This is a genomic window from Rahnella sp. WP5, assembly GCF_000745615.1.
Taxonomy (GTDB): domain Bacteria; phylum Pseudomonadota; class Gammaproteobacteria; order Enterobacterales; family Enterobacteriaceae; genus Rahnella; species Rahnella aceris.
On record NZ_KN050721.1, the window covers coordinates 157,520 to 181,773 of the forward strand.

General features: G+C 52.5%; 24 protein-coding genes. 14 read left to right on the forward strand and 10 right to left on the reverse strand.

Going from position 1 to position 24,254, the window contains the following annotated elements:
• Nucleotides 1–6: 6 nt before the first annotated feature.
• Together EX31_RS22050 and EX31_RS22055 are read right to left on the reverse strand one after the other, a co-directional pair.
• Nucleotides 7–339 (reverse strand): helix-turn-helix domain-containing protein, encoded by a 333-nt coding sequence (locus EX31_RS22050; protein ID WP_013576680.1) that lies wholly within the window; start codon nucleotides 337–339, stop codon nucleotides 7–9.
• Nucleotides 332–727, reverse strand: a complete 396-nt coding sequence (locus EX31_RS22055) for a type II toxin-antitoxin system RelE/ParE family toxin (RefSeq protein WP_037036797.1) — start codon at nucleotides 725–727, stop codon at nucleotides 332–334. The genes EX31_RS22050 and EX31_RS22055 overlap by 8 nt, the downstream gene beginning before the upstream one ends.
• Nucleotides 728–997: 270 nt before the next feature.
• Here EX31_RS22055 and EX31_RS22060 point away from each other — a divergent pair, with 270 nt between their 5' ends.
• The 3 genes from EX31_RS22060 to proY all read left to right on the forward strand — a co-directional run bounded on the left by EX31_RS22060 (nucleotide 998) and on the right by proY (nucleotide 5,452).
• Nucleotides 998–2,101 carry a cobalamin-independent methionine synthase II family protein gene (locus tag EX31_RS22060; protein ID WP_037036798.1) on the forward strand — a complete coding sequence of 368 codons (1,104 nt, stop codon included), beginning with the start codon at nucleotides 998–1,000 and terminating at the stop codon, nucleotides 2,099–2,101.
• 444 nt (nucleotides 2,102–2,545) lie between these two features.
• Complete coding sequence (brnQ, locus tag EX31_RS22065) at nucleotides 2,546–3,865, forward strand: branched-chain amino acid transport system II carrier protein (protein WP_013576677.1); 1,320 nt, start codon at nucleotides 2,546–2,548, stop codon at nucleotides 3,863–3,865.
• A 156-nt stretch (nucleotides 3,866–4,021) separates the two neighbouring features.
• Nucleotides 4,022–5,452: a proline-specific permease ProY gene (gene proY / locus EX31_RS22070; protein WP_013576676.1), complete on the forward strand. Its 1,431-nt coding sequence runs from the start codon at nucleotides 4,022–4,024 to the stop codon at nucleotides 5,450–5,452.
• Between the two features lie 127 nt (nucleotides 5,453–5,579).
• Here the strand turns inward: proY and ggt are convergent, their stop codons facing one another.
• From ggt to EX31_RS22085, 3 genes are all read right to left on the reverse strand, one after another.
• On the reverse strand, nucleotides 5,580–7,331 hold the full coding sequence (gene ggt / locus EX31_RS22075) for a gamma-glutamyltransferase (RefSeq protein ID WP_037036799.1): 1,752 nt from the start codon (nucleotides 7,329–7,331) through the stop codon (nucleotides 5,580–5,582).
• A 256-nt stretch (nucleotides 7,332–7,587) separates the two neighbouring features.
• On the reverse strand, nucleotides 7,588–8,190 hold the full coding sequence (locus EX31_RS22080; protein ID WP_013576674.1) for a peroxiredoxin C: 603 nt from the start codon (nucleotides 8,188–8,190) through the stop codon (nucleotides 7,588–7,590).
• 225 nt (nucleotides 8,191–8,415) lie between these two features.
• Nucleotides 8,416–8,997 carry an ACP phosphodiesterase gene (locus tag EX31_RS22085; RefSeq protein WP_037036800.1) on the reverse strand — a complete coding sequence of 194 codons (582 nt, stop codon included), beginning with the start codon at nucleotides 8,995–8,997 and terminating at the stop codon, nucleotides 8,416–8,418.
• Between the two features lie 134 nt (nucleotides 8,998–9,131).
• Between EX31_RS22085 and queA the strand changes: the two genes are divergently transcribed.
• The 5 genes from queA (at nucleotide 9,132) to secF (ending at nucleotide 14,795) form a co-directional block, all read left to right on the forward strand.
• A complete protein-coding gene (gene queA / locus EX31_RS22090; protein WP_037036801.1) occupies nucleotides 9,132–10,202 on the forward strand; it encodes a tRNA preQ1(34) S-adenosylmethionine ribosyltransferase-isomerase QueA in 1,071 nt (356 codons plus the stop codon).
• A 114-nt stretch (nucleotides 10,203–10,316) separates the two neighbouring features.
• Nucleotides 10,317–11,441: a tRNA guanosine(34) transglycosylase Tgt gene (gene tgt / locus EX31_RS22095; RefSeq protein WP_013576671.1), complete on the forward strand. Its 1,125-nt coding sequence runs from the start codon at nucleotides 10,317–10,319 to the stop codon at nucleotides 11,439–11,441.
• A 161-nt stretch (nucleotides 11,442–11,602) separates the two neighbouring features.
• Nucleotides 11,603–11,935: a preprotein translocase subunit YajC gene (gene yajC / locus EX31_RS22100; protein WP_013576670.1), complete on the forward strand. Its 333-nt coding sequence runs from the start codon at nucleotides 11,603–11,605 to the stop codon at nucleotides 11,933–11,935.
• 27 nt (nucleotides 11,936–11,962) lie between these two features.
• Nucleotides 11,963–13,810, forward strand: a complete 1,848-nt coding sequence (gene secD, locus EX31_RS22105; RefSeq protein ID WP_015690312.1) for a protein translocase subunit SecD — start codon at nucleotides 11,963–11,965, stop codon at nucleotides 13,808–13,810.
• A gap of 73 nt (nucleotides 13,811–13,883) precedes the next feature.
• A complete protein-coding gene (secF, locus tag EX31_RS22110) occupies nucleotides 13,884–14,795 on the forward strand; it encodes a protein translocase subunit SecF (RefSeq protein WP_049804364.1) in 912 nt (303 codons plus the stop codon).
• 81 nt (nucleotides 14,796–14,876) lie between these two features.
• Here the strand turns inward: secF and EX31_RS22115 are convergent, their stop codons facing one another.
• Nucleotides 14,877–15,440 (reverse strand): DUF3251 domain-containing protein, encoded by a 564-nt coding sequence (locus EX31_RS22115; protein WP_037036802.1) that lies wholly within the window; start codon nucleotides 15,438–15,440, stop codon nucleotides 14,877–14,879.
• Nucleotides 15,441–15,600: 160 nt separating this feature from the next.
• Between EX31_RS22115 and nrdR the strand changes: the two genes are divergently transcribed.
• The 6 genes from nrdR (at nucleotide 15,601) to pgpA (ending at nucleotide 19,933) form a co-directional block, all read left to right on the forward strand.
• Nucleotides 15,601–16,050 (forward strand): transcriptional regulator NrdR, encoded by a 450-nt coding sequence (nrdR, locus tag EX31_RS22120; RefSeq protein ID WP_013576666.1) that lies wholly within the window; start codon nucleotides 15,601–15,603, stop codon nucleotides 16,048–16,050.
• A gap of 9 nt (nucleotides 16,051–16,059) precedes the next feature.
• Nucleotides 16,060–17,196: a bifunctional diaminohydroxyphosphoribosylaminopyrimidine deaminase/5-amino-6-(5-phosphoribosylamino)uracil reductase RibD gene (gene ribD / locus EX31_RS22125; RefSeq protein ID WP_037036803.1), complete on the forward strand. Its 1,137-nt coding sequence runs from the start codon at nucleotides 16,060–16,062 to the stop codon at nucleotides 17,194–17,196.
• 123 nt (nucleotides 17,197–17,319) lie between these two features.
• Nucleotides 17,320–17,790: a 6,7-dimethyl-8-ribityllumazine synthase gene (ribE, locus tag EX31_RS22130; RefSeq protein WP_013576664.1), complete on the forward strand. Its 471-nt coding sequence runs from the start codon at nucleotides 17,320–17,322 to the stop codon at nucleotides 17,788–17,790.
• A gap of 20 nt (nucleotides 17,791–17,810) precedes the next feature.
• Nucleotides 17,811–18,224, forward strand: coding sequence for a transcription antitermination factor NusB (gene nusB, locus EX31_RS22135; RefSeq protein ID WP_013576663.1), 414 nt, complete (start codon nucleotides 17,811–17,813; stop codon nucleotides 18,222–18,224).
• A gap of 165 nt (nucleotides 18,225–18,389) precedes the next feature.
• Nucleotides 18,390–19,376, forward strand: a complete 987-nt coding sequence (gene thiL, locus EX31_RS22140; protein ID WP_037036804.1) for a thiamine-phosphate kinase — start codon at nucleotides 18,390–18,392, stop codon at nucleotides 19,374–19,376.
• 62 nt (nucleotides 19,377–19,438) lie between these two features.
• Complete coding sequence (gene pgpA / locus EX31_RS22145; protein ID WP_015690311.1) at nucleotides 19,439–19,933, forward strand: phosphatidylglycerophosphatase A; 495 nt, start codon at nucleotides 19,439–19,441, stop codon at nucleotides 19,931–19,933.
• A 69-nt stretch (nucleotides 19,934–20,002) separates the two neighbouring features.
• Here pgpA and EX31_RS22150 read toward each other — a convergent pair whose 3' ends face one another.
• From EX31_RS22150 to xseB, 4 genes are all read right to left on the reverse strand, one after another.
• Entirely contained in the window at nucleotides 20,003–20,977 is a 975-nt protein-coding gene (locus EX31_RS22150; protein ID WP_037036805.1) for an aldo/keto reductase, read from the reverse strand.
• A gap of 152 nt (nucleotides 20,978–21,129) precedes the next feature.
• Nucleotides 21,130–22,992 (reverse strand): 1-deoxy-D-xylulose-5-phosphate synthase, encoded by a 1,863-nt coding sequence (gene dxs, locus EX31_RS22155; RefSeq protein ID WP_013576659.1) that lies wholly within the window; start codon nucleotides 22,990–22,992, stop codon nucleotides 21,130–21,132.
• An 18-nt stretch (nucleotides 22,993–23,010) separates the two neighbouring features.
• Nucleotides 23,011–23,940, reverse strand: coding sequence for a (2E,6E)-farnesyl diphosphate synthase (gene ispA / locus EX31_RS22160; protein WP_037036807.1), 930 nt, complete (start codon nucleotides 23,938–23,940; stop codon nucleotides 23,011–23,013).
• Nucleotides 23,941–23,945: 5 nt separating this feature from the next.
• Nucleotides 23,946–24,188, reverse strand: a complete 243-nt coding sequence (gene xseB / locus EX31_RS22165) for an exodeoxyribonuclease VII small subunit (RefSeq protein ID WP_013576657.1) — start codon at nucleotides 24,186–24,188, stop codon at nucleotides 23,946–23,948.
• Nucleotides 24,189–24,254: the final 66 nt, after the last annotated feature.

The following is a 24,254-nucleotide window of genomic DNA, read 5'->3' on the forward strand; positions in this document are numbered from 1 at the left end:
CTTCTTTTAGCAGATGATCTGTAAACCTTTTTCTTCAATTAGCATCAGTAAGATCAGCGCCGCTCCGGTGGGTTTGGTTTCATCCCGCTCCCATTTTTGAATGCTGTTGGCGGACATATTGATGAGTCTTGCCAGTACGCCCTGACTGATTTTTTCTTTTTCACGCAAAGCGCGAATGCGTTCAGCAGAGCTTTCTGCGAAGGCTTTCAGTCTTTCCTCCTGAACGGCTTCATCAACAATTTTGTTAATTTCACGCATCGTGGTTTGTGTTACCACGCCAGATGAATCATGGAAGCGTTGAGCCATCCGCTGCATTTTTAGCAAACGTTCATCAACCATTAGAAATCACCTCTTTAATTAATCCATTTCGAAGTTCGGTTTCGAGTTGAAGCTCTGTGAAGTTGAGCAAATCTTTAGCAATTGCTTTATATAAAGACAGAAGTTTGTCGGGAATTTCATTGCCTTTCTTGCGGACACTATTTTTCAGCCACCCGTCGATATAAAAGATCTTATCTTCAAAACGAAAAGCGATGACTGCCCGGCCAAACCCTGACTTTGATCTCCCTGACGGTGCAATTCTCTTCTTGTAAACGTTGCCGGACAAATCCGCATCAAAAAGTCCGTTTGCCAGTTCATGTGCTGACTTGAGGATATCCTTTTCCGACAGTTTGCTGGCGGTCATGAAGTCGTGAAAATCCTCTGTAACAAAAATACGTAAACAGTTCATGTCATCGTCCCTGGTAAAATGAACTATAGTATTTATTACTACAGATCGCAATGGGGCGAATATTGTCCAGCATCATGAAAAATGATGAAGCGATCATGAACTTTATTCATGTCCCATGAAAATTCCTCTGTTGCCCGTTAACACCTTGCATGACAGTATCTTCTTAAAGACGTTTAGACATCCAGATGTCTAAATATAACGCAGTGTAATTATTTACTTTGTGAATCATTCGCATTTCGCCACCGGCGGGATGTTATTAAGGAGTTCTTCATGCAACGTACAACCCCTCCATTCCGTGCAGACGTCGTTGGCAGTTTCCTGCGTCCGGCGGCGATTAAAGAAGCCCGTAAGCAGTTTCAGGCCGGTGAGATTGATGCCGCGCAACTGCGAGCCGTGGAAGACACCGAAATTCGCCGCGTGGTGGACTTGCAGCGCGAAGCGGGTCTGCAAGTGGTCACTGACGGTGAATTCCGCCGCGCATGGTGGCACTTCGATTTCTTCGAAGGTCTGGAAGGTGTGGAAGGTTACGATGCGGTGCAGGGGATCCAGTTCAACGGCGTACAGACTAAAGCGCGCAGCATTAAAGTGGTCAGCAAGCTCGGTTTCGGCTCGCACCCGATGCTGGAAGATTTCCGTTTCCTGAAAAGCATCAGCGGAAATGCAGTGCCGAAAATGACCATTCCAAGCCCGAGTGTGATGCATTTCCGCGGTGGCCGTAACGCCATCAGCAAAGAAGTGTATCCGGATCTGAAAGCGTATTTTGACGATCTGGCGCAGGTTTACCGTGATGCGATTAAAGCGTTTTACGATGCCGGTTGCCGTTATCTGCAACTCGATGACACCGTCTGGGCTTATCTGTGTTCTGAAGATCAGAAGAAGCAGATCCGCGAGCGTGGCGATTCTCCGGAAGAGTTAGCACGTACTTACGCTGACGTGCTGAATAAAGCGATTGCCGGTAAACCTGATGATCTGGTGATTGGTCTGCATGTTTGTCGCGGGAACTTCCGTTCCACCTGGATTTCTGAAGGCGGCTATGAACCTGTTGCGGAGATCCTGTTTGGTGGCGTGAACATCGATGCCTTCTTCCTGGAATATGACAACGAGCGCTCCGGTGGCTTCGAACCGCTGCGTTTTATTAAGAAAGGCCATCAGCAGGCGGTTCTGGGATTGATCACCACCAAGTCCGGTGAGCTTGAACTGGCAAAAACCGTGGAATCACGTCTGGCCGAGGCGGCGGAATATCTGGATATCAACCAGATTTGCCTCAGCCCGCAATGTGGCTTTGCGTCAACGGAAGAGGGCAACAGCCTGACCGAAGCGCAGCAGTGGGAAAAACTAAAACTGGTGGTCGATATTGCTGCCCGCGTCTGGTAAACCCTGAAAGAGGTCAAATGATGACCTTGTAAATATGCTGTAAACTGTGCGTGAAATAACCTGAAAGTGGTGATTTCACGCATTTTTCATCTTATCGGAGCATATCTTGTGCTTCATTAGTTCAAAAATCATACATATCATATGGTGTGTTTATCGCAGTATTTAGTGAATACACCTGCCTTGTAACATTAATTTGGTTAAACACTCTGCTTTTTGGATCCCGGCTTGCCTTTATACGCTATAAAAGATTACCTTAGCCCGCGCTGTCGCTCGATACTCCCTGCATAACAACGTAATCATCTGCATATCATCAGGCGTTTTTGCTCACTTCGCTCCTCACATGGGTGCTCTTTGGCTGTTATATGCCATTCATCTTTCTGACGACGTGGCACGACGGCAGCATCGGACACTTTATTCATTTGAACAGGCAACACGACACCCATCATGAGTACTCGTTTAACAAATAAAGATATTCTGGCGCTGGGTTTCATGACCTTCGCCTTATTCGTCGGGGCGGGGAATATCATTTTCCCGCCAATGGTTGGTTTGCAGGCAGGTCATGACGTCTGGTGGGCTGCTGCCGGCTTTATGATCACCGCAGTCGGACTTCCGGTGATGACGGTAATTGCACTCGCACGCGTCGGTGGCGGTGTCGATGCCCTGAGTACGCCAATTGGTCGTGGTGCCGGTATTCTTCTGGCCACTGTGTGTTATCTGGCTGTTGGCCCGCTGTTTGCCACGCCACGCACGGCCACCGTTTCTTTTGAGGTGGGTATCGCACCGATGACCGGTGACGGCCCGCTGCCTCTGCTGATTTATAGCGTGATCTATTTCTCCCTGGTCATCGGCATTTCCCTGTATCCGGGACGTTTGCTTGATACTGTCGGCCATTTCCTCGCGCCGCTGAAAATGGTGGCGCTGGCTGCACTGGGTATTGCTGCCGTACTTTGGCCAGCCGGTTCTCCGATGCCAGCGGTGGATGCTTACCAGACAGTGCCGTTCTCCAGCGGTTTCGTTAACGGCTATCTGACCATGGATACGCTGGGTGCGCTGGTGTTCGGTATTGTTATCGTCAATGCCGCGCGTTCCCGTGGTGTGTCTGACGCCAAACTGCTGACCCGTTATACCGTGCTGGCCGGGCTGATTGCCGGTCTGGGGCTGATGCTGGTTTACCTGAGCCTGTTCAAGCTCGGCGAAAACAGCGCTTCACTGGTGCCTGACGCGACCAACGGTGCGATTATTCTGCATGCCTATGTGGCACATACCTTCGGCGGTGTGGGCAGCTTCTTCCTCGGTGCGCTGATTTTCATCGCCTGCATGGTGACGGCGGTTGGCCTGACCTGTGCCTGTGCGGAATTCTTTGCTCAGTATCTGCCGCTGTCTTACAAAACACTGGTCTTCATTCTGGGCCTGTTCTCCATGCTGGTGTCCAACCTGGGCCTGAGCCATCTGATTGCGATTTCAGTACCGGTACTGACGGCGATTTATCCGCCATGTATCGCGCTGGTTGTGCTGAGTTTCACCCTGCGCTGGTGGAACAGCACCACGCGTATCGTGGCGCCGGTCATGCTGGTAAGCCTGGTGTTCGGCATTGTTGATGGTATCAAGGCGTCTGCTTTTGTTGACCTGATGCCAGCGTGGACCGCAAACCTGCCCCTGGCTGCACAAGGTCTTGCCTGGTTACCCCCGTCATTATTAATGCTGGTGCTGGTCGGGATTTATGACAAAATCAGCGGCCCGCGCAGCGTAACCGCGCACCAATGATCACCGGGTGAATGTTCGAAGACATAAAAGCATGATCGTCTGACGAATGTTTCGCCAATCAGGCCACGGAGAACCCTTCCGTGGCTTTTTCATTGGCAGGCTAAAAGTCATTTTTTAGAATACGATTTTTGATATTTAAAAAAACAACACGGGTTAATGCACATGCAGCAAGAAGCTGAACAACCAATAGCGCAGAACGAAGCGCCGGGCACGAAGTTAAAACGTGGCCTGACAACGCGCCATATCCGCTTTATGGCACTGGGCTCAGCCATCGGAACTGGTCTGTTTTATGGCTCGGCAGATGCGATTAAAATGGCCGGACCGAGCGTATTGCTGGCGTATCTGGTCGGCGGGATTATCGCGTTTATCATCATGCGTGCTCTCGGTGAGATGTCGGTTAACAACCCGCAGAGCGGTTCATTTTCGCGTTATGCGCAAGATTATCTCGGGCCGATGGCGGGTTACATTACCGGCTGGACGTACTGTTTCGAAATCCTGATCGTCGCTATCGCTGATGTAACCGCGTTCGGCATTTATATGGGCGTCTGGTTCCCGGATGTGCCGCAATGGACCTGGGTGCTCAGCGTGGTGTTGATCATCGGTGCGATCAATCTGGTCAGCGTGAAAGTCTTCGGCGAGCTGGAGTTCTGGTTCTCCTTCTTTAAAGTGCTGACCATCATCATCATGATCGTGGCAGGCTTTGGGATTATCTTCTGGGGTATCGGCAATGGCGGGCAGGCGACCGGTATCCACAATCTGTGGAGTCATGGTGGCTTCTTCAGTCAGGGTATCATGGGGACGATTTTGTCCTTACAACTGGTGATGTTTGCTTACGGCGGCATCGAGATCATCGGGATCACGGCCGGTGAAGCGGAAGACCCAAAGAAATCTATTCCGAAAGCCATCAACTCAGTACCGCTGCGTATTCTGGTATTTTATGTGGGTACGCTGTTTGTGATCATGTCTATTTTCCCGTGGAATCAGGTGGGGACGCAGGGCAGTCCGTTCGTGCTGACTTTCCAGCACATGGGCATTACTGCTGCGGCGACGATCCTGAATTTTGTGGTGATTACCGCGTCGCTTTCTGCCATTAACAGTGATGTGTTCGGCGTGGGCCGTATGCTGCACGGAATGGCAGAGCAGGGGCAGGCACCGAAAATGTTCAGCAAGGTATCGCGTCTGGGCACGCCGTGGGTCACCGTTCTGGTGATGATGGCGGCACTGCTGGTGGCGGTTTATCTGAACTACGTCATGCCATCGGCTGTGTTTCTGGTGATTGCGTCTCTGGCGACCTTCGCAACGGTCTGGGTGTGGATTATGATCCTGTTCTCGCAGATTGGTTTCCGTCGCAAACTGAGCAAACAACAGGTGAAAGAGCTGGAGTTTCCGCTGCGTGGCGGCGTTTATACCTCGGTGTTCGGTATTATTTTCCTGGTGTTCATCATCGGCCTGATTGGTTACTTCCCGGATACCCGTATTTCGTTGTATGTGGGGATGGTTTGGGTGGTGGCGCTACTGGTCGGTTATGCCTTTAAACGCCGCAACGACCGTAAGAAAGAAGCACTGGCACTGAGCAATAAAGCGTAAGCAAGCACTTACCTTTCGGTAAATTTTAAAGCCCCCGATATCAGATGATATCGGGGGCTTTTTACTACAGGTAAGTGACCGGGGTGAATGAAGGCAGCCAACGCAGAGATAGCTTGAAGGATGCCAGTTAATAACCGATGGCGGCTCCTGCGGGACGTCGCACATCATTCGCGCCATACAGATAACCTTCGCGAACCTTGCCTGACACCGCCGAGTCATTACCTGAGTTCGCCGATGTCACACCGGCCGCACCCGGTAACCCCACCATAATCAGCTCCGTCGCACCCCATGGCGTCTGTTCCACCATTTTGTAACCCATCTTCTGCAGGATATTCAGGCTGTCCTGAGAAACGCCGCGCTGCTCGTAATACACTTCATCCGGCAACCACTGATGATGAATACGTGGCGCATCCACGGCTTCCTGTGGTGCCATGCCGTAATCGATGACATTCAGCGCCGCCTGCAGGGTAATGGTGATGATGCGCGAACCGCCAGGCGATCCCAGAACCATGAAGATTTTACCGTCTTTGGTCACCAGACTCGGGCTCATAGAGGATAGTGGGCGCTTACCGGGGGCGATGGCATTTTTGGTTCCCTGTACCAGACCGTACAGGTTTTTCTCGCCGACTTTGGTGGTGAAGTCATCCATTTCGTCATTCAGGAAGAAGCCGGTGCCCGGTGCAATCACGACAGAACCAAAGCGGCCATTCACTGTGTAGGTGGTGGACACCGCGTTACCCATTTTATCGACGATGGAATAATGCGTGGTTTCCGGTTTCTCGTGCGGTTCCATACCCGGCTGAACGGCAGTGGACGGCGTGGCTTTGTCCGCTTCTATTTTCTTACGGATTTCTTCGGCATAGCTTTTACTGACCAGCCGGTCGATCGGGTTTTTCACGAATTCCGGATCGCCGAGATAGGTATTGCGGTCCATATACGCATGGCGCATGGCTTCGGTGAGGACGTGAATCGATGCCGCTGAATTGAAGCCCATGCTCTTCAGGTCATAGCCTTCAACGATGTTAAGGATTTCACACATCGTAACACCGCCGGAGCTTGGCGGTGGCGCTGAGACAAATTTATAACCGCGATAGCTGCAGGCGATCGGGGCGTCTTCGGTGACTTTATAATTCGCGAAATCCGCTGCGGTCAGGATTCCGCCACCTTTTTTAGAGGCCGCTTCGACCGCTGCCGGGATTTTGCCTTTGTAGAACGCATCCGGGCCATGTTTCGATATGGACTCCAGCGTGTTGGCTAAATCGGTTTGTACCAGTTTGTCGCCGGGTTGCAGCGGGCTGCCGTCTTTGCGCAGGAAAATGCGCGCGGCTTCGGGATCTTCTTTGAAGCGTTTGACGGTGGTATCAAGAATATCGGTATCAGCACGGGTCAGTACAAATCCCTGACGGGCGAGTTTAATCGCCGGCGCCATTACCTGCTGGCGTGTCAGTTTGCCGTATTCTTTCTGCACGGTATCCATGCCCAATACCGTACCCGGCACGCCTGCGGCGAGATAGCCATACAGACTGGCCCCTTTCTTCACGTTGCCGTCGGCATCCAGATACATATTGGCACTGGCGGCGGCCGGGGCGGTTTCGCGGAAGTTGATGAAGGTGTCTTTACCGTCGGCAAGATGCACCGTCATGAAGCCTCCGCCACCGATATTGCCACAGCATGGGTTGACGACGGCCTGCGCGTAGCCGACAGCCACGGCAGCATCGATGGCGTTGCCGCCCATTTTCAGAATATCGACGCCGACCTGAGACGCCAGATATTGCGAGGTGACGACCATGCCATTTTTGGCTTCCACCGCGGGATTCGATGCGGCGTACAACGGCAGGCTGGTCAGCATGGCCAGCGCGATGAGTGATTTCCGTAACATAGGGGCTCCTGTCTATTACCCTGTCTTTTGAGTCATAACCTTCAGGTTATTGTGTGATAAAGCTTTTTTGTTTTTTCAGTCTGACACTCTTTATGCAAACGGCACGCCATAATGAGACGGTCAGGCTATTTTTCAGCGTAGACGTAAATGACCGGGAGCGGGAAGGGGAGGCGGGAAAATGTGATCGTGCCGGATAGCAGGCAAAAAAAACGGCCAGCGAGGCTGACCGTTATTGACCGTGAAATCCGCTAAAGGATTACAGGTTTGATGCGTTTTCAGACAAATATTTAGCCACGCCATCCGGGGATGCGCCCATGCCTTTTTTGCCTTTTTCCCACTGAGCCGGGCACACTTCGCCGTGCTCTTCGTGGAATTGCAGCGCGTCAACCATACGCAGCATTTCGTCGATGTTACGACCCAGTGGCAGATCGTTAACGACCTGGTGACGAACAACGCCTTCTTTGTCGATCAGGAAAGAGCCGCGCAGTGCAACGCCAGCGTCCGGATGTTCGATACCGTAGGCTTTCTGGATTTCGCGTTTGATGTCAGCAACCATCGCGTACTTAACAGGACCGATGCCGCCTTTCTCTACAGGGGTGTTACGCCATGCATTGTGAACGAACTCGGAGTCGAAGGAGACGCCTACCACTTCTACGCCACGATTCTGGAATTCTTCGTAACGGTGATCGAAAGCGATCAGTTCAGAAGGACAGACGAAAGTGAAGTCCATTGGCCAGAAGAAGATAACAGTAGGTTTGCCTGCAGTGTGTTTTTTGAAGTTGAAGTTTTCAACTACTTCGCCGCTGCCCAGTACTGCTGCTGCGGTGAAGTCAGGGGCTGGACGAGTTACCAGAACCATATTATTACTCCTTATGAAACCCTTCCGGGCGTCGTAGGTGAGAAGGAAAGGGTGAACAAAACGACTGCCAGTATAGGGGCAACCTTCGGGTGAATAAACCCCATCGCACCAATCAATCAGATAGCATCCGGCTATCAGTCTTTGAAGTAAGTCTCAAACTTTTTAACAACTACTTTTTCGTTTTGCAGAGAATTGCGGGGTAATCCACAAAATTAGGGGTATTTGTCAGATTTGCCGGTCTCTCGCCTGTTGCATCATCACCGGATAAAACTGCCAGAACAGTTGCTCGAGGGCGTCGTAATTGAGTTCGATATCATGGAAAGAGCCGGTCAGTGCGGCAAGTTTTGGCCGCCGGTTGGCCATACCGCGCAATACGTCGCCAATAAAAGGCAGCACCGCGTAACGTTCCATCCAGCGTTCAGGCCAGAGATAAGCGTTCAGATTTTGGAAACGTTCCGGCATTTCAGGCAACTGAGGTTCAATTTCCTGCTGACAGCCGTCAAGAAAATCTTCCAGTGATTGCTGCGGATGAATGCTGACCCAGTGACGGGAAAGGAAGTGATCCCAGACGACATCGAGCGTTATCGGTGCGACGCGGCGAAAATCTTCACGGAAATAACTGCGGGCAATTTTCACTTCCGGCAGTGAATCGGTCATGACATCCACGCGGCGGTGCATACGGATGCCGCTGACGATCTCATCAGAGAACTGACCGTCAGGATTGCCGCGAACGAAGTCTGCCAGCAGATTTCCGGTCAGTGAACTTTTGGCCAGTGAGGCCAGATGGAGGTGGGCTAAAAAATTCATTCGCGAAGTATAACGCAGGAAAGTTGATCTCCGACAGGGCAGCGGATGCCTTTATTCGCGCAGAAGCTTGCAGGGGATGCCCCGTCCCACTAGACTAAGCCGCCTGTTTTTGTCGTTAAGTGAAGTGAAAAACCATGCGTGTTGCCGATTTTTCTTTTGAACTCCCTGAATCCCTGATTGCCCGCTATCCGCAGACCCAGCGCAGCGGCTGTCGTTTGTTGTCTCTGGACGGGCCAAGCGGTGAGTTAACGCACGGCGTGTTCACTGATATTCTCGATAAAATTCATCCCGGCGATTTGCTGGTATTTAACAATACCCGAGTGATCCCGGCTCGTGTGTTTGGCCGCAAGGTCAGCGGCGGTAAAATTGAAGTGCTGGTTGAGCGCGTGCTGGATTCACACCGCGTTCTGGCCCATGTGCGTGCGTCCAAATCGCCAAAACCGGGCGCAGAACTGCTGCTCGGTGATAAAGAAGATATTAAAGCAACGATGGTGGCGCGCCACGATACGTTGTTTGAGCTGGAATTTAATGAAGATCGTGATGTCTTTACTCTGCTCAACGAAATCGGCCATATGCCGCTGCCGCCGTATATTGACCGTCCTGATGAAGATGCCGACCGTGAACTGTATCAGACCGTCTACAGCGAGCGTCCGGGTGCGGTAGCTGCGCCCACTGCTGGCTTGCATTTCGATGAGCCGCTGATGGATGCGTTGAAAGCCAAAGGCGTGGAGTTCGCTTTTGTGACGCTGCATGTGGGGGCAGGCACCTTCCAGCCGGTTCGTGTGGACACCATTGAAGACCACATCATGCATGCTGAGTATGCCGAAGTGCCTCAGGACGTTGTGGATGCGGTGCTGGCCTGCAAAGCGCGTGGCAATAAAGTGGTAGCAGTGGGAACAACCTCTGTGCGTTCGCTGGAAAGTGCGGCGAAGGCCAGTGAAGATGCACTGATTGCGCCGTTCTTCGGCGATACCAAGATTTTCATTTATCCGGGCTATCACTATCAGGTAATTGATTCCCTGATCACGAATTTCCATCTGCCGGAATCGACGCTGATCATGCTGGTGTCGGCGTTTGCCGGGTATAAAAATACCATGAATGCTTACCATCAGGCGGTGGCTGAACAGTACCGTTTCTTCAGTTATGGTGATGCGATGTTCATCAACCGTAACCCGCTGGCGCCGCAGGAAGTGGTCGGCCAGTAACCTTGAGTTAATAATTACCGGCCTGGTCGCACCCGGTGCATCCGGGCTTTCTCTTCCGGGCGTCATGCCACGGATTTAACCTCATCAGACTGTTTCTCTGATGCTGGAGGCAATGTGAAGTACGAATTAAGCACGACCGATGGCCGCGCACGTCGCGGGCGTCTGATCTTTGAACGTGGCGTGGTCGAAACCCCGGCATTTATGCCAGTGGGCACTTACGGCACCGTAAAAGGCATGACCCCGGAAGAAGTCAAAGACACCGGTGCACAGATTTTGCTGGGCAACACTTTCCACCTGTGGCTGCGTCCGGGGCAGGAAATCATGAAACTGCATGGCGATCTGCATGATTTCATGAACTGGCATGGCCCGATCCTCACCGATTCAGGTGGCTTCCAGGTGTTCAGCCTGGGCGCGATGCGTAAAATCAAAGAAGAGGGTGTGCATTTCCGTAACCCGATCAACGGTGACCCGGTGTTCCTTAGTCCGGAAAAATCCATGGAAATCCAAAACGATCTGGGTTCCGACATCGTAATGATCTTCGATGAATGTACGCCATATCCTGCTGACTGGGATTATGCAAAACGCTCGATGGAGATGTCTTTGCGTTGGGCAAAACGCAGTCGCGATCGCTTCAACGAGTTGAATAATAAGAATGCTTTGTTCGGGATTATTCAGGGCAGCGTTTACGAAGATTTACGAGATGTATCATTAAAAGGGCTGGTAGATATCGGCTTTGATGGTTACGCTGTGGGCGGCCTGGCAGTGGGCGAGCCGAAGGAAGACATGCACCGTATTCTGGAGCACGTTTGTCCGCAAATTCCGGAAGACAAACCTCGCTATCTGATGGGTGTCGGTAAACCGGAAGATCTGGTTGAAGGCGTGCGTCGCGGTATCGATATGTTTGACTGCGTGATGCCAACGCGTAACGCGCGTAACGGTCACCTGTTTGTCACTGACGGCATCGTAAAAATCCGTAATGCCAAGCATAAAGATGATACGTCGACGCTGGATGAACATTGTGATTGTTACACATGTCGCAATTATAGCCGTGCCTACTTGCATCATCTTGACCGTTGCAACGAAATTCTCGGTGCGCGGCTAAACACGATCCATAATCTGCGCTATTACCAGCGTCTGATGGCCGGTTTACGCCAGGCTATCGAAGAGGGTAAATTAGAAGCGTTTGTGACAGACTTCTACGAGCGTAAAGGCAAGCCTGTTCCGCCTTTAAACTTCTGATTTCTTTCTCGTGTCGGCATCTTCGAAAGAGGGTGCCGATTTTATAATTTCTTGGACCGGCATTATGGGGTATTGTGCGAGACGTTTCATCGCAGACTCCGGGTCGGATTCTCGGTTTGTTTTACATCAATTTGCTTCACAACAACAATGAGGGAATTTAAATGAGTCTTTTCATTTCCGATGCAGTCGCAGCGACCGGCGCACCGTCACAGGGAAGTCCTTACTCTCTGGTTATCATGCTGGTGGTTTTTGGTCTGATTTTCTATTTCATGATCCTGCGCCCGCAGCAGAAACGTTCTAAAGAACACAAAAAACTGATGGACTCTATCGGTAAAGGTGACGAAGTCATGACCACGGGTGGCCTGATTGGTCGCGTAACCAAAGTAGCCGAAACCGGTTATGTGGTTATTGCACTGAACGACACTAACGAAGTGATGATCAAACGTGACTTCGTGGCAGCAGTTCTGCCAAAAGGCACGATGAAGTCTATCTAATTTTCGATTTTCCCGAAGGGAACTGCCGTGTTAAACCGTTATCCTGCGTGGAAGTATCTGATGTTGATCGTTGTGGTCATCGTCGGGCTGCTTTATGCACTTCCCAACCTTTATGGTGAGGATCCGGCTGTTCAAATCACTGGTGCTCGGGGTTCCGACGCCAGTGAAGCAACGCTGGACCAAGTCCGTAACGTATTAGATCAAAGCAAAATCCAGATCAAATCAGTTGCTCTGGAGAATGGCGCTATTCTTGCCCGTTTTAACGACACGGATGTACAGCTTCGTGCACGTGAAGCGCTGACTGAAGCGTTGGGCGACAAGTTTGTTATTGCACTGAACCTCGCGCCGGCAACGCCGCGCTGGTTGAGCATGCTGGGCGCTGAGCCGATGAAGCTGGGCCTCGACTTGCGTGGGGGTGTTCACTTCCTGATGGAAGTGGATATGGATACCGCGCTGAGTAAGCTGCAAGAGCAGACGATGGACAACATGCGCAGCGACCTGCGCGACAAGAATATTCCTTATGCCACGGTGCGTAAGCTCGACAACTATGGCGTTGAAGTGCGTTTCCGCGATGCTGCTACCCGTGATTCTGCGGTCAGCTACCTGAGCCCACGTCACCGCGATTTAGTGATCACTAACAGTGGCGACAATGCTATCCGTGTAGTGATGACTGATGCTCGCCTGAGTGAAGCCCGCGAGTATGCCGTTCAGCAAAACATCACCATCCTGCGTAACCGTGTAAACCAACTGGGTGTGGCCGAGCCGCTGGTACAGCGTCAGGGTGCTGACCGTATCGTGGTTGAGTTACCGGGTATTCAGGATACTGCGCGCGCTAAAGAAATTTTGGGCGCGACCGCGACACTGGAATTCCGTCTGGTTAACACCAATGTAGATGCTTCTGCTGCTTCAACCGGTCGTGTGCCGGGCGACAGCGAAGTCAAAAACATGCGTGATGGCCGTCCGGTTGTTCTGTACAAACGCGTGATCCTGACCGGTGACCACATCACTGATTCCACATCCAGCATGGATGAGTACAATCAGCCGCAGGTTAACATCTCTCTCGACAGCGCTGGCGGTAACGCCATGTCTAACTTCACCAAGGATAACATCGGTAAACCGATGGCAACCTTGTTCGTGGAGTACAAAGACAGCGGTAAGAAAGATGCCAATGGCCGTGCGATTCTGGCGAAGCAGGAAGAAGTTATCAACGTGGCGACCATTCAGTCACGCCTGGGTAACAGCTTCCGTATCACCGGAGTGAACGATCCGAATGAAGCCCGCCAGTTGTCCCTTCTGTTGCGCGCCGGTGCGTTGATCGCGCCAATTCAGATAGTTGAAGAGCGTACTATCGGCCCGACCTTAGGGATGCAAAACATCACTCAGGGTCTGGAAGCGTGCTTGTGGGGTCTGGTGGCATCCATTCTGTTCATGGTGGTTTGGTACCGTAAGTTCGGCATTATCGCCACGACAGCGCTGGTCGCTAACCTGATCCTGATTGTCGGGATCATGTCTCTGCTGCCTGGTGCGACGCTGACCATGCCGGGTATTGCCGGTATCGTCCTGACGCTGGCGGTGGCCGTCGACGCCAACGTACTGATAAACGAACGTATCAAGGAAGAGCTGAAGAACGGACGTTCCGTTCAGCAGGCGATTCATGAAGGCTATAAAGGCGCGTTCTCAAGTATCGTTGATGCCAACATTACGACCCTGATCACGGCAATTATTCTTTATGCAGTGGGTACCGGTTCGATTAAAGGCTTTGCTATCACCACCGCTATCGGTGTGGCAACCTCGATGTTTACGTCGATCGTGGGGACCCGTGCCATCGTGAACCTGGTTTACGGCGGCAAACGCATTAAAAAGCTGTCTATCTGAGGAGTGCGTTGTGGCACAGCAACAACCATATACTGTTGAACAACTGAACTACGGCCGTAAAGTCATCGACTTTATGCGCTGGGACAACGTGGCCTTCTGTATTTCAGGCCTGTTGTTTATCGCATCCGTTGCGATTATGGGTGTTCGCGGGTTCAACTGGGGTCTGGATTTCACCGGCGGTACCGTCATTGAAATCAGCCTTAGCCAGCCCGCTAACCTGGACGTAATGCGTGCCGATCTGGAAAAAGCAGGATTCAAGGATCCTGTGGTTCAGAACTTCGGTAGCAGCCGTGATGTGATGGTTCGTCTTCCACCTGTATCGGGTAATGCCGGTCAGGAACTGGGAAATAAAGTCCTTAGTCTGGTGAACGCGGATATCGATAAAGACGCGACCGTGAAACGTGTCGAGTTTGTCGGCCCGAGCGTGGGGAGTGATCTGGCGCAGGCTGGTGGCATGGCCCTGCTGATGGCGTTGATCTGTATCCTGATTTACGTCGGTTTCCGTTTTGAATGGCGACTGGCGCTGGGGGCGGTAATCGCACTGGCGCACGACGTGATCATCACCATGGGCGTATTGTCACTGTTCAGGATCGAAATTGATCTGACCATCATCGCGTCCCTGATGTCAGTTATCGGCTACTCGCTGAATGACTCCATCGTGGTATCGGACCGTATTCGTGAAAACTTCCGCAAAATTCGTCGCGGGAACTCTTACGAAATCATGAACGTGTCCCTGACCCAGACGTTAAGCCGTACCATTATGACTTCAGCGACCACGCTGATGGTGGTACTGATGCTCTATATCTTTGGCGGTGCGTTGCTGGAAGGCTTCTCACTGACCATGCTGATTGGTGTGTCGATTGGTACGGTTTCGTCCATCTACGTGGCGTCCGCGCTGGCTCTGAAACTGGGCATGAAGCGTGAACACATGCTGCAGCAGAAAGTGGAAAAAGAGGGCGCTGATCAGCCTTCCATTCTTCCGTAAGTTGCCGATGGTTGTCCCGTTCGGAAAAGAAAACAAAAACCCCGCAATGCGGGGTTTTTTTTCATCTGCAACTCGTTGTCTTTATCTGGTAACGACGGGCTGTGCCTGCGGTGTCGCCACAATATTATGCAGGTGAACAAATCCCAGAGTTTCGACAGTGACCTGATTAAACTTCACATCGACCGTTTTCACCGGGCCTGGCAAGAGGTCTGGCTCGACGCTAATGGTCTGGGTTTGCATATCAACAGTCAGCGGTTTGCCCGTGACCGGGTCGAGCTGCCCCCAGCTCAGGGAAGCCGTAAACGGCGGCAATGGCTGGCCCGCATTGTTTTTGATTTCCAGCACGGCCTCTACGCCGCTGGCATCCGGGGCGACGCGGATCAACTGAACACTTAATTCACCAATATTACTTTTCAGCAAGGCGGCACTTTTGGCTGCAGGTAACAAATAGACACCATTATTTGACTGGCGGTTGAGCGTGGTTTGCTGCTCCAGCGCGATGGCCAGATCCGTCAGGCGTTGCAGTTTTTGATTGAGCTGACCGACTTCTGTTTTCAGCTCCGGGATTTGTGAATTTTGCGTCGCGCAACCCGTCAGGCTGAACAATGCGGCGCAGATCAGCAAAAGGCGTGGGTGTTTTGTCATATCAGAGACTTCCTTTCATCTGCCCGTTGAAACATTCCGTCCGGGCACCAATATTGATAGTTAAGTTTAACCCGATGTGGATGAAAGTAGCGACAGCCTTTGTTGTCGGCAAACTTCGGGTTAAACTAATGTCCAATTGAGTTCGCGATCAGGAAGTGCTATGCATTGCCCATTTTGTGCCGCTGTTGATACTAAAGTCATCGATTCCCGTCTGGTAGGCGATGGATCGCAGGTTCGCCGTCGCCGTCAGTGTCTGGTGTGCCATGAACGTTTCACCACGTTTGAAGTGGCGGAACTGGTGATGCCTCGCGTCATTAAAAGCAATGAAGTTCGTGAACCGTTCAACGAAGACAAACTTCGCAGTGGCTTTCTGAAAGCACTGGAAAAACGCCCGGTCAGTTCCGATGACGTCGAAACGGCCATCAGCCACATTAAGTCGCAGTTGCGTGCGACCGGTGAACGTGAAATTCCGGCCAAAATGATCGGCAATCTGGTAATGGACGCCCTGAAAGGGCTGGATAAAGTCGCCTATATCCGCTTTGCATCGGTGTATCGCAGTTTCGAAGATATTCGTGAATTTGGTGAAGAAATCGCCCGTCTTCAGGATTAAGGAAAGCTGATGTCGCCTGACCAACAAGTTGCCGAAAACCCTACCGATGAACACTACATGGCGCGGGCTTTCGAGCTGGCGCGTCGCGGGCGTTTCACCACGACACCTAATCCCAACGTCGGTTGTGTCATTGTCTTAAATGGCGAAATCGTCGGTGAGGGCTATCATTTGCGTGCCGGCGAACCACATGCTGAAGTCCACGCATTACGCATGGCAGGTGAGAAAGCGAAAGGGGCGACAGCCTATGTGACGCTGGAGCCGTGCAGTCATCATGGTCGCACGCCGCCGTGTGCCGATGCATTACTGGCAGCAGGTGTTGCCCGTGTTGTCGCCGCGATGCAGGATCCTAACCCGGAAGTCGCGGGGCGTGGTTTATACCGCCTCAAACAAAACGGCGTTGATGTCAGCCACGGGCTGATGCATCCGCAGGCTGAAGCCGTGAATCTGGGGTTCCTGAAACGAATGCGGACCGGTTTCCCTTATGTTCAGCTCAAAATGGGCGCGTCTTTAGATGGCAGAACTGCGATGGCCTCGGGCGAAAGCCAGTGGATCACCTCGGCTGCCGCCCGTGCTGATGTTCAGCGTTTTCGCGCTGAAAGCTCGGCGATTCTGAGCACCAGTGCCACTGTTCTCGCGGACAATCCTTCGCTGAATGTACGCTGGAGCGAACTGGGCAGTGAGGTGCAGGCGATTTATCCCGAGGAAAATCTGCGTCAACCGCTGCGGGTTATTCTCGACAGTCAGAATCGCGTGACGCCACAGCATCAGTTGGTGAATTTACCCGGTGAAGTCTGGCTGGCGCGGCTGGAAGCTGACACGCAAGTCTGGCCGGGATCCGTCGAGCAATGGCGTGTGGCCGGGCGCGACAACCGTATTGATCTGGTTCTGCTGATGATGCAACTGGCGAAACGGCAGATAAATTCCATCTGGGTGGAAGCCGGTGCACAACTGGCCGGTGCCTTATTACAAGCCGGTCTGGTTGATGAATTAATCGTTTATATGGCGCCTAAGTTATTGGGCGATAATGGCCGCGCACTGTGTGAACTGCCAGGATTGCAGCATTTGGCGGATGCCCCTGAATTTGTTTTCAATGATATCCGTCAGGTCGGCTCTGACTTACGTTTGCGCCTGAAACCGGTGTATTGAGAATTTTACTCCTCCCTGCGGAATGACGTTAAAAGCGCATGTCCAGACAGGGTAATTTTATGATAGAATCCGCCCCCCTGCGGCTGGGGTTGAGAAACTCCTGAACCCACTTTAAGGAAAACTATGAACGTTATCGAAGGTGTTGTAGCCACGCCTAACGCGCGCGTAGCGATCGCGATTGCTCGTTTTAACAATTTTATCAACGACAGCCTGCTCTCTGGCGCTGTTGATGCGTTGAAACGTATTGGTCAGGTCAGCGATGACAACATCACCGTAGTCTGGGTCCCGGGCGCATACGAATTGCCTCTGGCAACCCGCGCACTGGCTGAAAGCGGTAAGTATGATGCGGTTGTTGCACTTGGCACCGTGATCCGCGGGGGCACTGCCCACTTTGAATTTGTAGCGGGCGAATGCAGCTCTGGCCTGTCCAGCGTTGCCATGAACAGCGAAATCCCGGTGGCCTTTGGTGTGCTGACGACAGAAAGCATTGAACAAGCCATCGAACGCGCAGGGACAAAAGCCGGTAACAAGGGTGCAGAAGCTGCACTGACCGCGCTTGAAATGATTAATGTTATCAAGGCTATTAAGGCCTGAATCTAGTTAAGGGGAAATCCGTGAAACCTGCTGCTCGTCGCCGCGCCCGTGAATGTGCCGTTCAGGCGCTTTACTCCTGGCAGTTGTCGAAAAATGACATCGCCGATGTTGAATTAGAATTCCTGACCGAGCAGGATGTCAAAGACGTAGACATTGCCTATTTCCGCGAACTGCTGGCTGGTGTAGCAAACAGTGCTGAGAAACTCGATGCACTGATGGCGCCATACCTGTCCCGCCAGTTGGATGAACTGGGCCAGGTGGAAAGAGCTATTTTGCGTCTGGCTCTGTTTGAGCTGAGCAAACGCCAGGACGTTCCTTATAAAGTGGCGATCAACGAAGCTATCGAACTGGCCAAAACTTTTGGGGCTGAAGACAGTCATAAGTTCGTCAATGGTGTGCTGGATAAAGCAGGCCCACATATTCGTAAAAAGTGATCGTCAAAAAGGGTCAGCCTCGTTCACAAATGGCGACAGTCATTTTCGGTTGATTTCTGGCTCTGTTGATAATCTGGTGATGTCACTGCGTTTATCCTTTGTGTGACACCCTTCTTAAGGCCGGATTTCCGGCCTTAAGTCATTCTAACGATTTGGAAATGTACTATGGCATGCGGCGAATTTGATGTCATCACTCGCTACTTTAACCGGTTCAGAACTGCCCGGCAGGATGTGCATTTAGGCATTGGTGATGATTGTGCCTTACTGACGGTTGGCGAGAAGCAGCTATTAGCAGTCAGTACCGATACGCTGGTCGAAGGTATCCATTTTCTAAAAACTATTTCACCTTCCGACCTGGGCTATAAAGCGCTGGCGGTCAACCTGAGCGATCTGGCCGCGATGGGCGCCGATCCTGCCTGGGTTTCGCTGGCCCTGACGCTGCCGGAAGTGAACACCGACTGGTTGCAGGCATTCAGCGACAGTCTGTTTGAACAACTCAATTATTACGGCATGCAGTTGATTGGCGGTGACACTACGCGTGGCCCGCTGAGCATGACGTTAACCATTCAGGGGCTGGTGCCTGTGGGGCGTGCATTAACCCGTTCCGGTGCAGGCATTGGTGACTGGATCTTCGTCACCGGTACCCTCGGTGACAGTGCTGCGGGGCTCGCTATTCTGCTGGAACAGCTGAATGTTACTGATACCGATAACCGCGAATTTCTGCTCAAACGCCATCTGCGGCCTTCGCCACGCGTTCTGCAAGGGCAGGCGCTGCGCGATTTAGCAACATCTGCTATCGATCTTTCTGACGGGTTGATGTCGGATCTTAAACATATACTGACTGCCAGTGAATGTGGCGCGCGGCTCGATCTTGATGCGATCCCATTATCGGCTGCATTGAATAAAGTTGCCGATCCTGAGCAGGCGCTGAAATGGGCGCTGACCGGAGGCGAAGATTATGAACTTTGCTTCACTGTGCCGGAAATTAACCGCGGTGCGCTGGATGTGGCACTGAGCCATCTGGGTGTCAACTTTACCTGTGTTGGCCAGATTGCGCCGCTTTCAGAAGGTATTAAGTTTATGCGTTCTGGCGTACCGGTAGAACTTGAATGGCAAGGTTTTGACCACTTTGCCGGAGAGGAATTGTTGTGAATATTGGCCGTAAAAAACGCCCGGCGGGGTACAAGGGAAAAACCGGTGATCCGGTTCAGGACATGGCTGCGGCTAAAAAGCGTCTTGATCTGCGTAATCCGTGGCATTTACTGGCGACCGGTTTTGGCAGCGGTTTATTCCCTGTTGGTCCGGGCACTGCGGGCTCCATCGCTGCGATCCCGTTCTGGATTGTCATGACCTACCTGCCGTGGCAGGTGTATTCCATGATTGTCATGTTCAGTATTTGTATCGGGGTTTATCTTTGCCGACAGACCGCGCGCGACATGCGGGTTCATGACCACGGCAGTATTGTATGGGATGAATTTGTTGGCATGTGGATCACCCTGATGGCGATCCCGGTCAACGACTGGCGCTGGGTATTGATTGGCTTTATCGTTTTCCGCGTGCTGGATATCTGGAAGCCGTGGCCGATCCGCTGGTTTGACCGCAACGTGCAGGGCGGAATGGGTATCATGATCGATGATGTGGTCGCCGGTGTGCTTGGCGCGGCCATTATCTATCTGGTGGGGCATCACTGGCCGCTGGGCCTGTTTTGATCCGTTTCAGATAGTAATAAAAAAGCGTTGCCGGGTTTTCCCTGACAACGCTTTTTTTACGCGTTTATATTACTGAAAGCCGGTCGCCTGATGCGGCACATAAGCCATTTCCAGCTCGGCGATCTCTTCAATCGAAAGTTTCACCTCCAGCGCGGCAATGGCATCTTCCAGATGAGCGGGGCGCGAAGCGCCGATAATTGGCGCGGTCACGACGTGTTTACTCAGGATCCACGCCAGTGCGATCTGTGCGCGTGGCACGCCGTGATCTTCCGCTACTTTCCCGACACGTTCAGCAATTTTACCATCAGCTTCATCGGTGGCGTCATACAGCGTTTTGGCAAAATTATCGGAAACTGAACGTACGGTGGTTTCTCCCCACGGACGGGTCAGTTTGCCGCGCGCCAGCGGACTCCACGGCAATACTGCAATGTTCTTTTCCAGACACAGCGGGTACATCTCGTTTTCTTCTTCACGCTGGATCAGATTGTACTGATCCTGCATCGACACAAAACTCGCCCAGCCGTTTTGCGCAGAGACATCCAGCGCGTGTTTGAATTGATGCGCATGCATCGATGACGCGCCGATAAATCGCGCCTTACCGGCTTTGACGACGTCATTCAGTGCTTCAAGTGTTTCTTCAATGGGTGTTTCGTAATCCCAGCGATGGATTTGCAGCAGGTCGACATACTCCATGCCGAGACGGCGCAGGCTGTCATCGATGGATTGCATAATCGAGGCGCGTGAAAGCCCCGGTTTTAATCCGGTGACGGCGTTGTAAACTTTGGTCGCCACGACAATCTCATCGCGTCTGGCGAAATCCTTCAGGGCGCGGCCAACGATTTCCTCGCTGCTACCGTCGGAATAGCTGTTGGCGGTGTCAAAGAAGTTAATGCCGGCATCCAGGGCCTGCTGGATGATCGGGCGACTGCTCTCTTCCGGTAACGTCCACGCATGAGTGCCGCGATCTGGTTCGCCAAAAGTCATACAACCGAGACACAGTTTCGATACTTTTAGTCCGGTTTTTCCTAATGTGGTGTATTGCATGACATCTCCTGGTAATCATGAAGTGATAACAGAAAATCATTGAAAATGATTAGCACGCTATAACTGTAGCTTAAAGCAGGGGGAGCTCGTGTGACTGAAGGGGAAAATGGAGAGGGAAATCCCCTCTTTCAGGTAGAAAGAGGGGAGGGGAATCAGGCCAGCCAGTCGGTTATCTGACGGTCAATGCCTTCGGCATCCAGTCCTAAATCGTGACGAATTTCGTCCTGCGTGCCTTGTGGCACAAAACTGTCCGCCAGACCGATATTCAGCACCGGCACCAGAATACGTCTGGACATCAGCAGTTCATTCACGCCACTGCCCGCCCCCCCCATGATGGCGTTTTCTTCCAGTGTGACCAGCACTTCATGGCTTGACGCCAGTTCCTGAATCAGTGCTTCATCGAGTGGTTTCACAAAGCGCATATCCACGACGGTCGCGTTGCGTTTTTCCGCTGCGGCCAGCGCTTCAGGCAACAATGTGCCGAAGTTAAGAATCGCAACTTTCTCGCCTTCACGACGCACGACGCCTTTACCGATTGGCAGTGAAGCCAGCGGTTCACTGGTGGCGCCGGTACCATTACCACGTGGATAACGCACGGCAACCGGCCCGCTGTTATGGTGATAACCGGTGTGCAGCATCTGCCGACATTCGTTTTCGTCGCTCGGCGTCATGATGGTCATGTTTGGGATGCAGCGCAGGAAGGAGAGATCGAACGCGCCCTGATGTGTCTGACCATCCGCTCCGACGATACCACCGCGGTCGATAGCAAACAGTACCGGAAGATTCTGGATCGCCACATCGTGGATCACCTGATCATAGGCGCGTTGCAGAAACGTCGAGTAGATCGCCACAATCGGCTTGTATCCGCCAATCGCAAGGCCTGCCGCAAAGGTGACCGCATGCTGTTCGGCAATGGCCACGTCGAAATACTGCTGCGGGTATTCACGCGAGAAACGCACCATACCGGATCCTTCACGCATCGCTGGCGTGACAGCCATCAGCTTGCTGTCTTTGGCTGCGGTTTCGCACAACCAGTCGCCGAAAATCTTCGAATAGGTTGGCAGACCTTCTTTGCTTTTCGGCAACGTGCCGGAAGCCGGATCGAATTTAGGCACGGCATGGAAGCTGATCGGATCTTTTTCGGCTGGGGCGTAGCCTTTGCCTTTTTTCGTCATGATATGCAGTAGCTGCGGGCCTTTCAGGTCACGCATGTTTTTCAGCGTTTGCGCCAGCGCCACCACGTCGTGACCATCGACCGGCCCGATATAGTTAAAGCCCAGCTCTTCAAACAGCGTGCCCGGCACCATCATGCCTTTCAGATGTTCTTCGGTACGGCGCACCAGTTCTTTAATCGGTGGCAGGCCAGACAGGACTTTCTTGCCGCCTTCACGCAGACGCGAATACAGCTTGCCGGAGAGCAACTGTGCCAGATGATTATTCAGCGCGCCGACGTTTTCGGAAATCGACATCTCATTGTCGTTGAGGATAACCAGCATGTCAGGTTTGATGTCGCCTGCGTGGTTCATCGCTTCAAACGCCATACCTGCGGTGATCGCGCCATCGCCAATTACACAAACGGTACGACGACCTTTACCTTCACGTTCAGCAGCCACCGCCATGCCAAGGCCTGCGCTGATGGAGGTCGATGAGTGACCAACGGATAAGGTGTCGTATTCGCTTTCACCACGCCAGGGGAACGGGTGCAGACCGCCTTTCTGACGAATGGTGGAAATACGATCACGGCGACCGGTCAGAATTTTGTGCGGATAGGCCTGATGGCCGACATCCCAGACAACGTGGTCGAACGGCGTGTTATAGACATAATGCATCGCCACGGTCAGTTCAACCGTCCCCAGACCGGACGCAAAGTGTCCGCTGGACTGACTGACGCTGGCCAATAAATATTGGCGCAGCTCATCGCAGAGCTTAGGCAAGCTCTCTTTAGGAAGTGAACGGAGATCTTCAGGATTCTCCGCCAGCGCCAGTGTCGGGTATTTGGCTAATTCAAGGCTCATCAGTTGCTCATAGTAAGTTTAATTATCGCGTTCAATGATAAAGCTGGCTAACGCGAGAAGTGGCGCTGTGTTGTAAGAAAGTGCCGCCAACTGATCCAGTGCGGAAACGGCTTCCTGATACAGGTCCATGGCCTTAGCCTTTGCGCCGTCCAGCCCCAACAGGGCAGGATAGGTACTTTTTCCGAGTTGCTGGTCAGCGCCCTGGCGTTTGCCGAGCGTAGCGGTATCGCCAACCACGTCCAGGATATCGTCCTGAACCTGAAATGCTAAACCAATAGCCTGCGCGTAGTTATCCAGTATCGGTAAAACAGCACGTCCGGTTTCACCGGCAGCCAGCGCGCCCATGCGTACGGCGGCGCGGATCAGCGCACCGGTTTTATGGCGATGAATTTGTTCCAGTGCGTCGAGGTCAACCTGCTGACCTTCAGCGGCTAAATCCAGGGCCTGACCGCCACACATCCCGCTGGATCCGCTGGCGAGGGCCAGTTCGGAAATCATCGCCAGACGATCTTTTACCGCAACATCCGGCATTTCACTGTCAGCCAGAATCGAAAATGCCAGTGTTTGCAGAGCATCGCCCGCCAGAATCGCATTGGCTTCGCCAAATTTAATGTGGCAGGTCGGCTGACCACGGCGCAAATCGTCGTCGTCCATGGCCGGTAAATCATCGTGTATCAGCGAATACGCATGGATGCATTCCACGGCAGCCGCAGGCGCATCGAGATTTTTCAGATCCAGACTGAACAACTGGCCGCTGGCGTAAACCAGATACGGACGCAGACGTTTACCGCCCAGCAACGCACCGTAACGCATGGCTTCAACCAGCGGTAAGTCGGCCAGCGGCAGTGCGCTGATATAGGCTGTTAATACCTGATCGACACGCTGTTGCATTGCGCGCAGTTCATGCGTAAATCCGTCAGCGCTGGAAAGGGAGATCGCTTCAGACATGACAGTTACTCGGCTTCCGGGGTGAACGGGGTCAGCGGAGCGTCGTTGTCGCTGTCGAGCAGGATTTGAACGCGCTGTTCTGCCTGTTGCAGCTTTTGCTGCCCCTGACGCGCCAGCTGGACGCCTTGCTCAAATTCGTTGAGTGCGTCTTCTAAAGGCAACTCGCCTGATTCGAGGCGGGAAACGATCTGTTCCAGTTCGGCCAGAGCCGTTTCAAAATTGGCAGGTGGTGCAGATTTTTTTGGCATAATTCTCTTTTAATATCGTTGATCAGAATGGATGATCGAAGTACTGAGGCGGCAGAGTCAGCGCTC

What these genes read in the sequence shown, in the direction of transcription:
- ggt (WP_037036799.1), bottom strand. Translation starts at nt 7,331, where the DNA reads ATGTTACGGAAATCACTCATCGCGCTGGCCATGCTGACCAGCCTGCCG.
- thiL (WP_037036804.1), top strand. Translation starts at nt 18,390, where the DNA reads ATGGCATGCGGCGAATTTGATGTCATCACTCGCTACTTTAACCGGTTC.
- EX31_RS22150 (WP_037036805.1), bottom strand. Translation starts at nt 20,977, where the DNA reads ATGCAATACACCACATTAGGAAAAACCGGACTAAAAGTATCGAAACTG.
- EX31_RS22115 (WP_037036802.1), bottom strand. Translation starts at nt 15,440, where the DNA reads ATGACAAAACACCCACGCCTTTTGCTGATCTGCGCCGCATTGTTCAGC.
- pgpA (WP_015690311.1), top strand. Translation starts at nt 19,439, where the DNA reads ATGGCTGCGGCTAAAAAGCGTCTTGATCTGCGTAATCCGTGGCATTTA.
- proY (WP_013576676.1), top strand. Translation starts at nt 4,022, where the DNA reads ATGCACATGCAGCAAGAAGCTGAACAACCAATAGCGCAGAACGAAGCG.
- EX31_RS22085 (WP_037036800.1), bottom strand. Translation starts at nt 8,997, where the DNA reads ATGAATTTTTTAGCCCACCTCCATCTGGCCTCACTGGCCAAAAGTTCA.
- yajC (WP_013576670.1), top strand. Translation starts at nt 11,603, where the DNA reads ATGAGTCTTTTCATTTCCGATGCAGTCGCAGCGACCGGCGCACCGTCA.
- EX31_RS22055 (WP_037036797.1), bottom strand. Translation starts at nt 727, where the DNA reads ATGAACTGTTTACGTATTTTTGTTACAGAGGATTTTCACGACTTCATG.
- queA (WP_037036801.1), top strand. Translation starts at nt 9,132, where the DNA reads ATGCGTGTTGCCGATTTTTCTTTTGAACTCCCTGAATCCCTGATTGCC.
- secF (WP_049804364.1), top strand. Translation starts at nt 13,884, where the DNA reads ATGCGCTGGGACAACGTGGCCTTCTGTATTTCAGGCCTGTTGTTTATC.
- ribD (WP_037036803.1), top strand. Translation starts at nt 16,060, where the DNA reads ATGTCGCCTGACCAACAAGTTGCCGAAAACCCTACCGATGAACACTAC.
- EX31_RS22060 (WP_037036798.1), top strand. Translation starts at nt 998, where the DNA reads ATGCAACGTACAACCCCTCCATTCCGTGCAGACGTCGTTGGCAGTTTC.
- ispA (WP_037036807.1), bottom strand. Translation starts at nt 23,940, where the DNA reads ATGTCTGAAGCGATCTCCCTTTCCAGCGCTGACGGATTTACGCATGAA.
- dxs (WP_013576659.1), bottom strand. Translation starts at nt 22,992, where the DNA reads ATGAGCCTTGAATTAGCCAAATACCCGACACTGGCGCTGGCGGAGAAT.
- brnQ (WP_013576677.1), top strand. Translation starts at nt 2,546, where the DNA reads ATGAGTACTCGTTTAACAAATAAAGATATTCTGGCGCTGGGTTTCATG.
- EX31_RS22080 (WP_013576674.1), bottom strand. Translation starts at nt 8,190, where the DNA reads ATGGTTCTGGTAACTCGTCCAGCCCCTGACTTCACCGCAGCAGCAGTA.
- EX31_RS22050 (WP_013576680.1), bottom strand. Translation starts at nt 339, where the DNA reads ATGGTTGATGAACGTTTGCTAAAAATGCAGCGGATGGCTCAACGCTTC.
- nrdR (WP_013576666.1), top strand. Translation starts at nt 15,601, where the DNA reads ATGCATTGCCCATTTTGTGCCGCTGTTGATACTAAAGTCATCGATTCC.
- ribE (WP_013576664.1), top strand. Translation starts at nt 17,320, where the DNA reads ATGAACGTTATCGAAGGTGTTGTAGCCACGCCTAACGCGCGCGTAGCG.
- xseB (WP_013576657.1), bottom strand. Translation starts at nt 24,188, where the DNA reads ATGCCAAAAAAATCTGCACCACCTGCCAATTTTGAAACGGCTCTGGCC.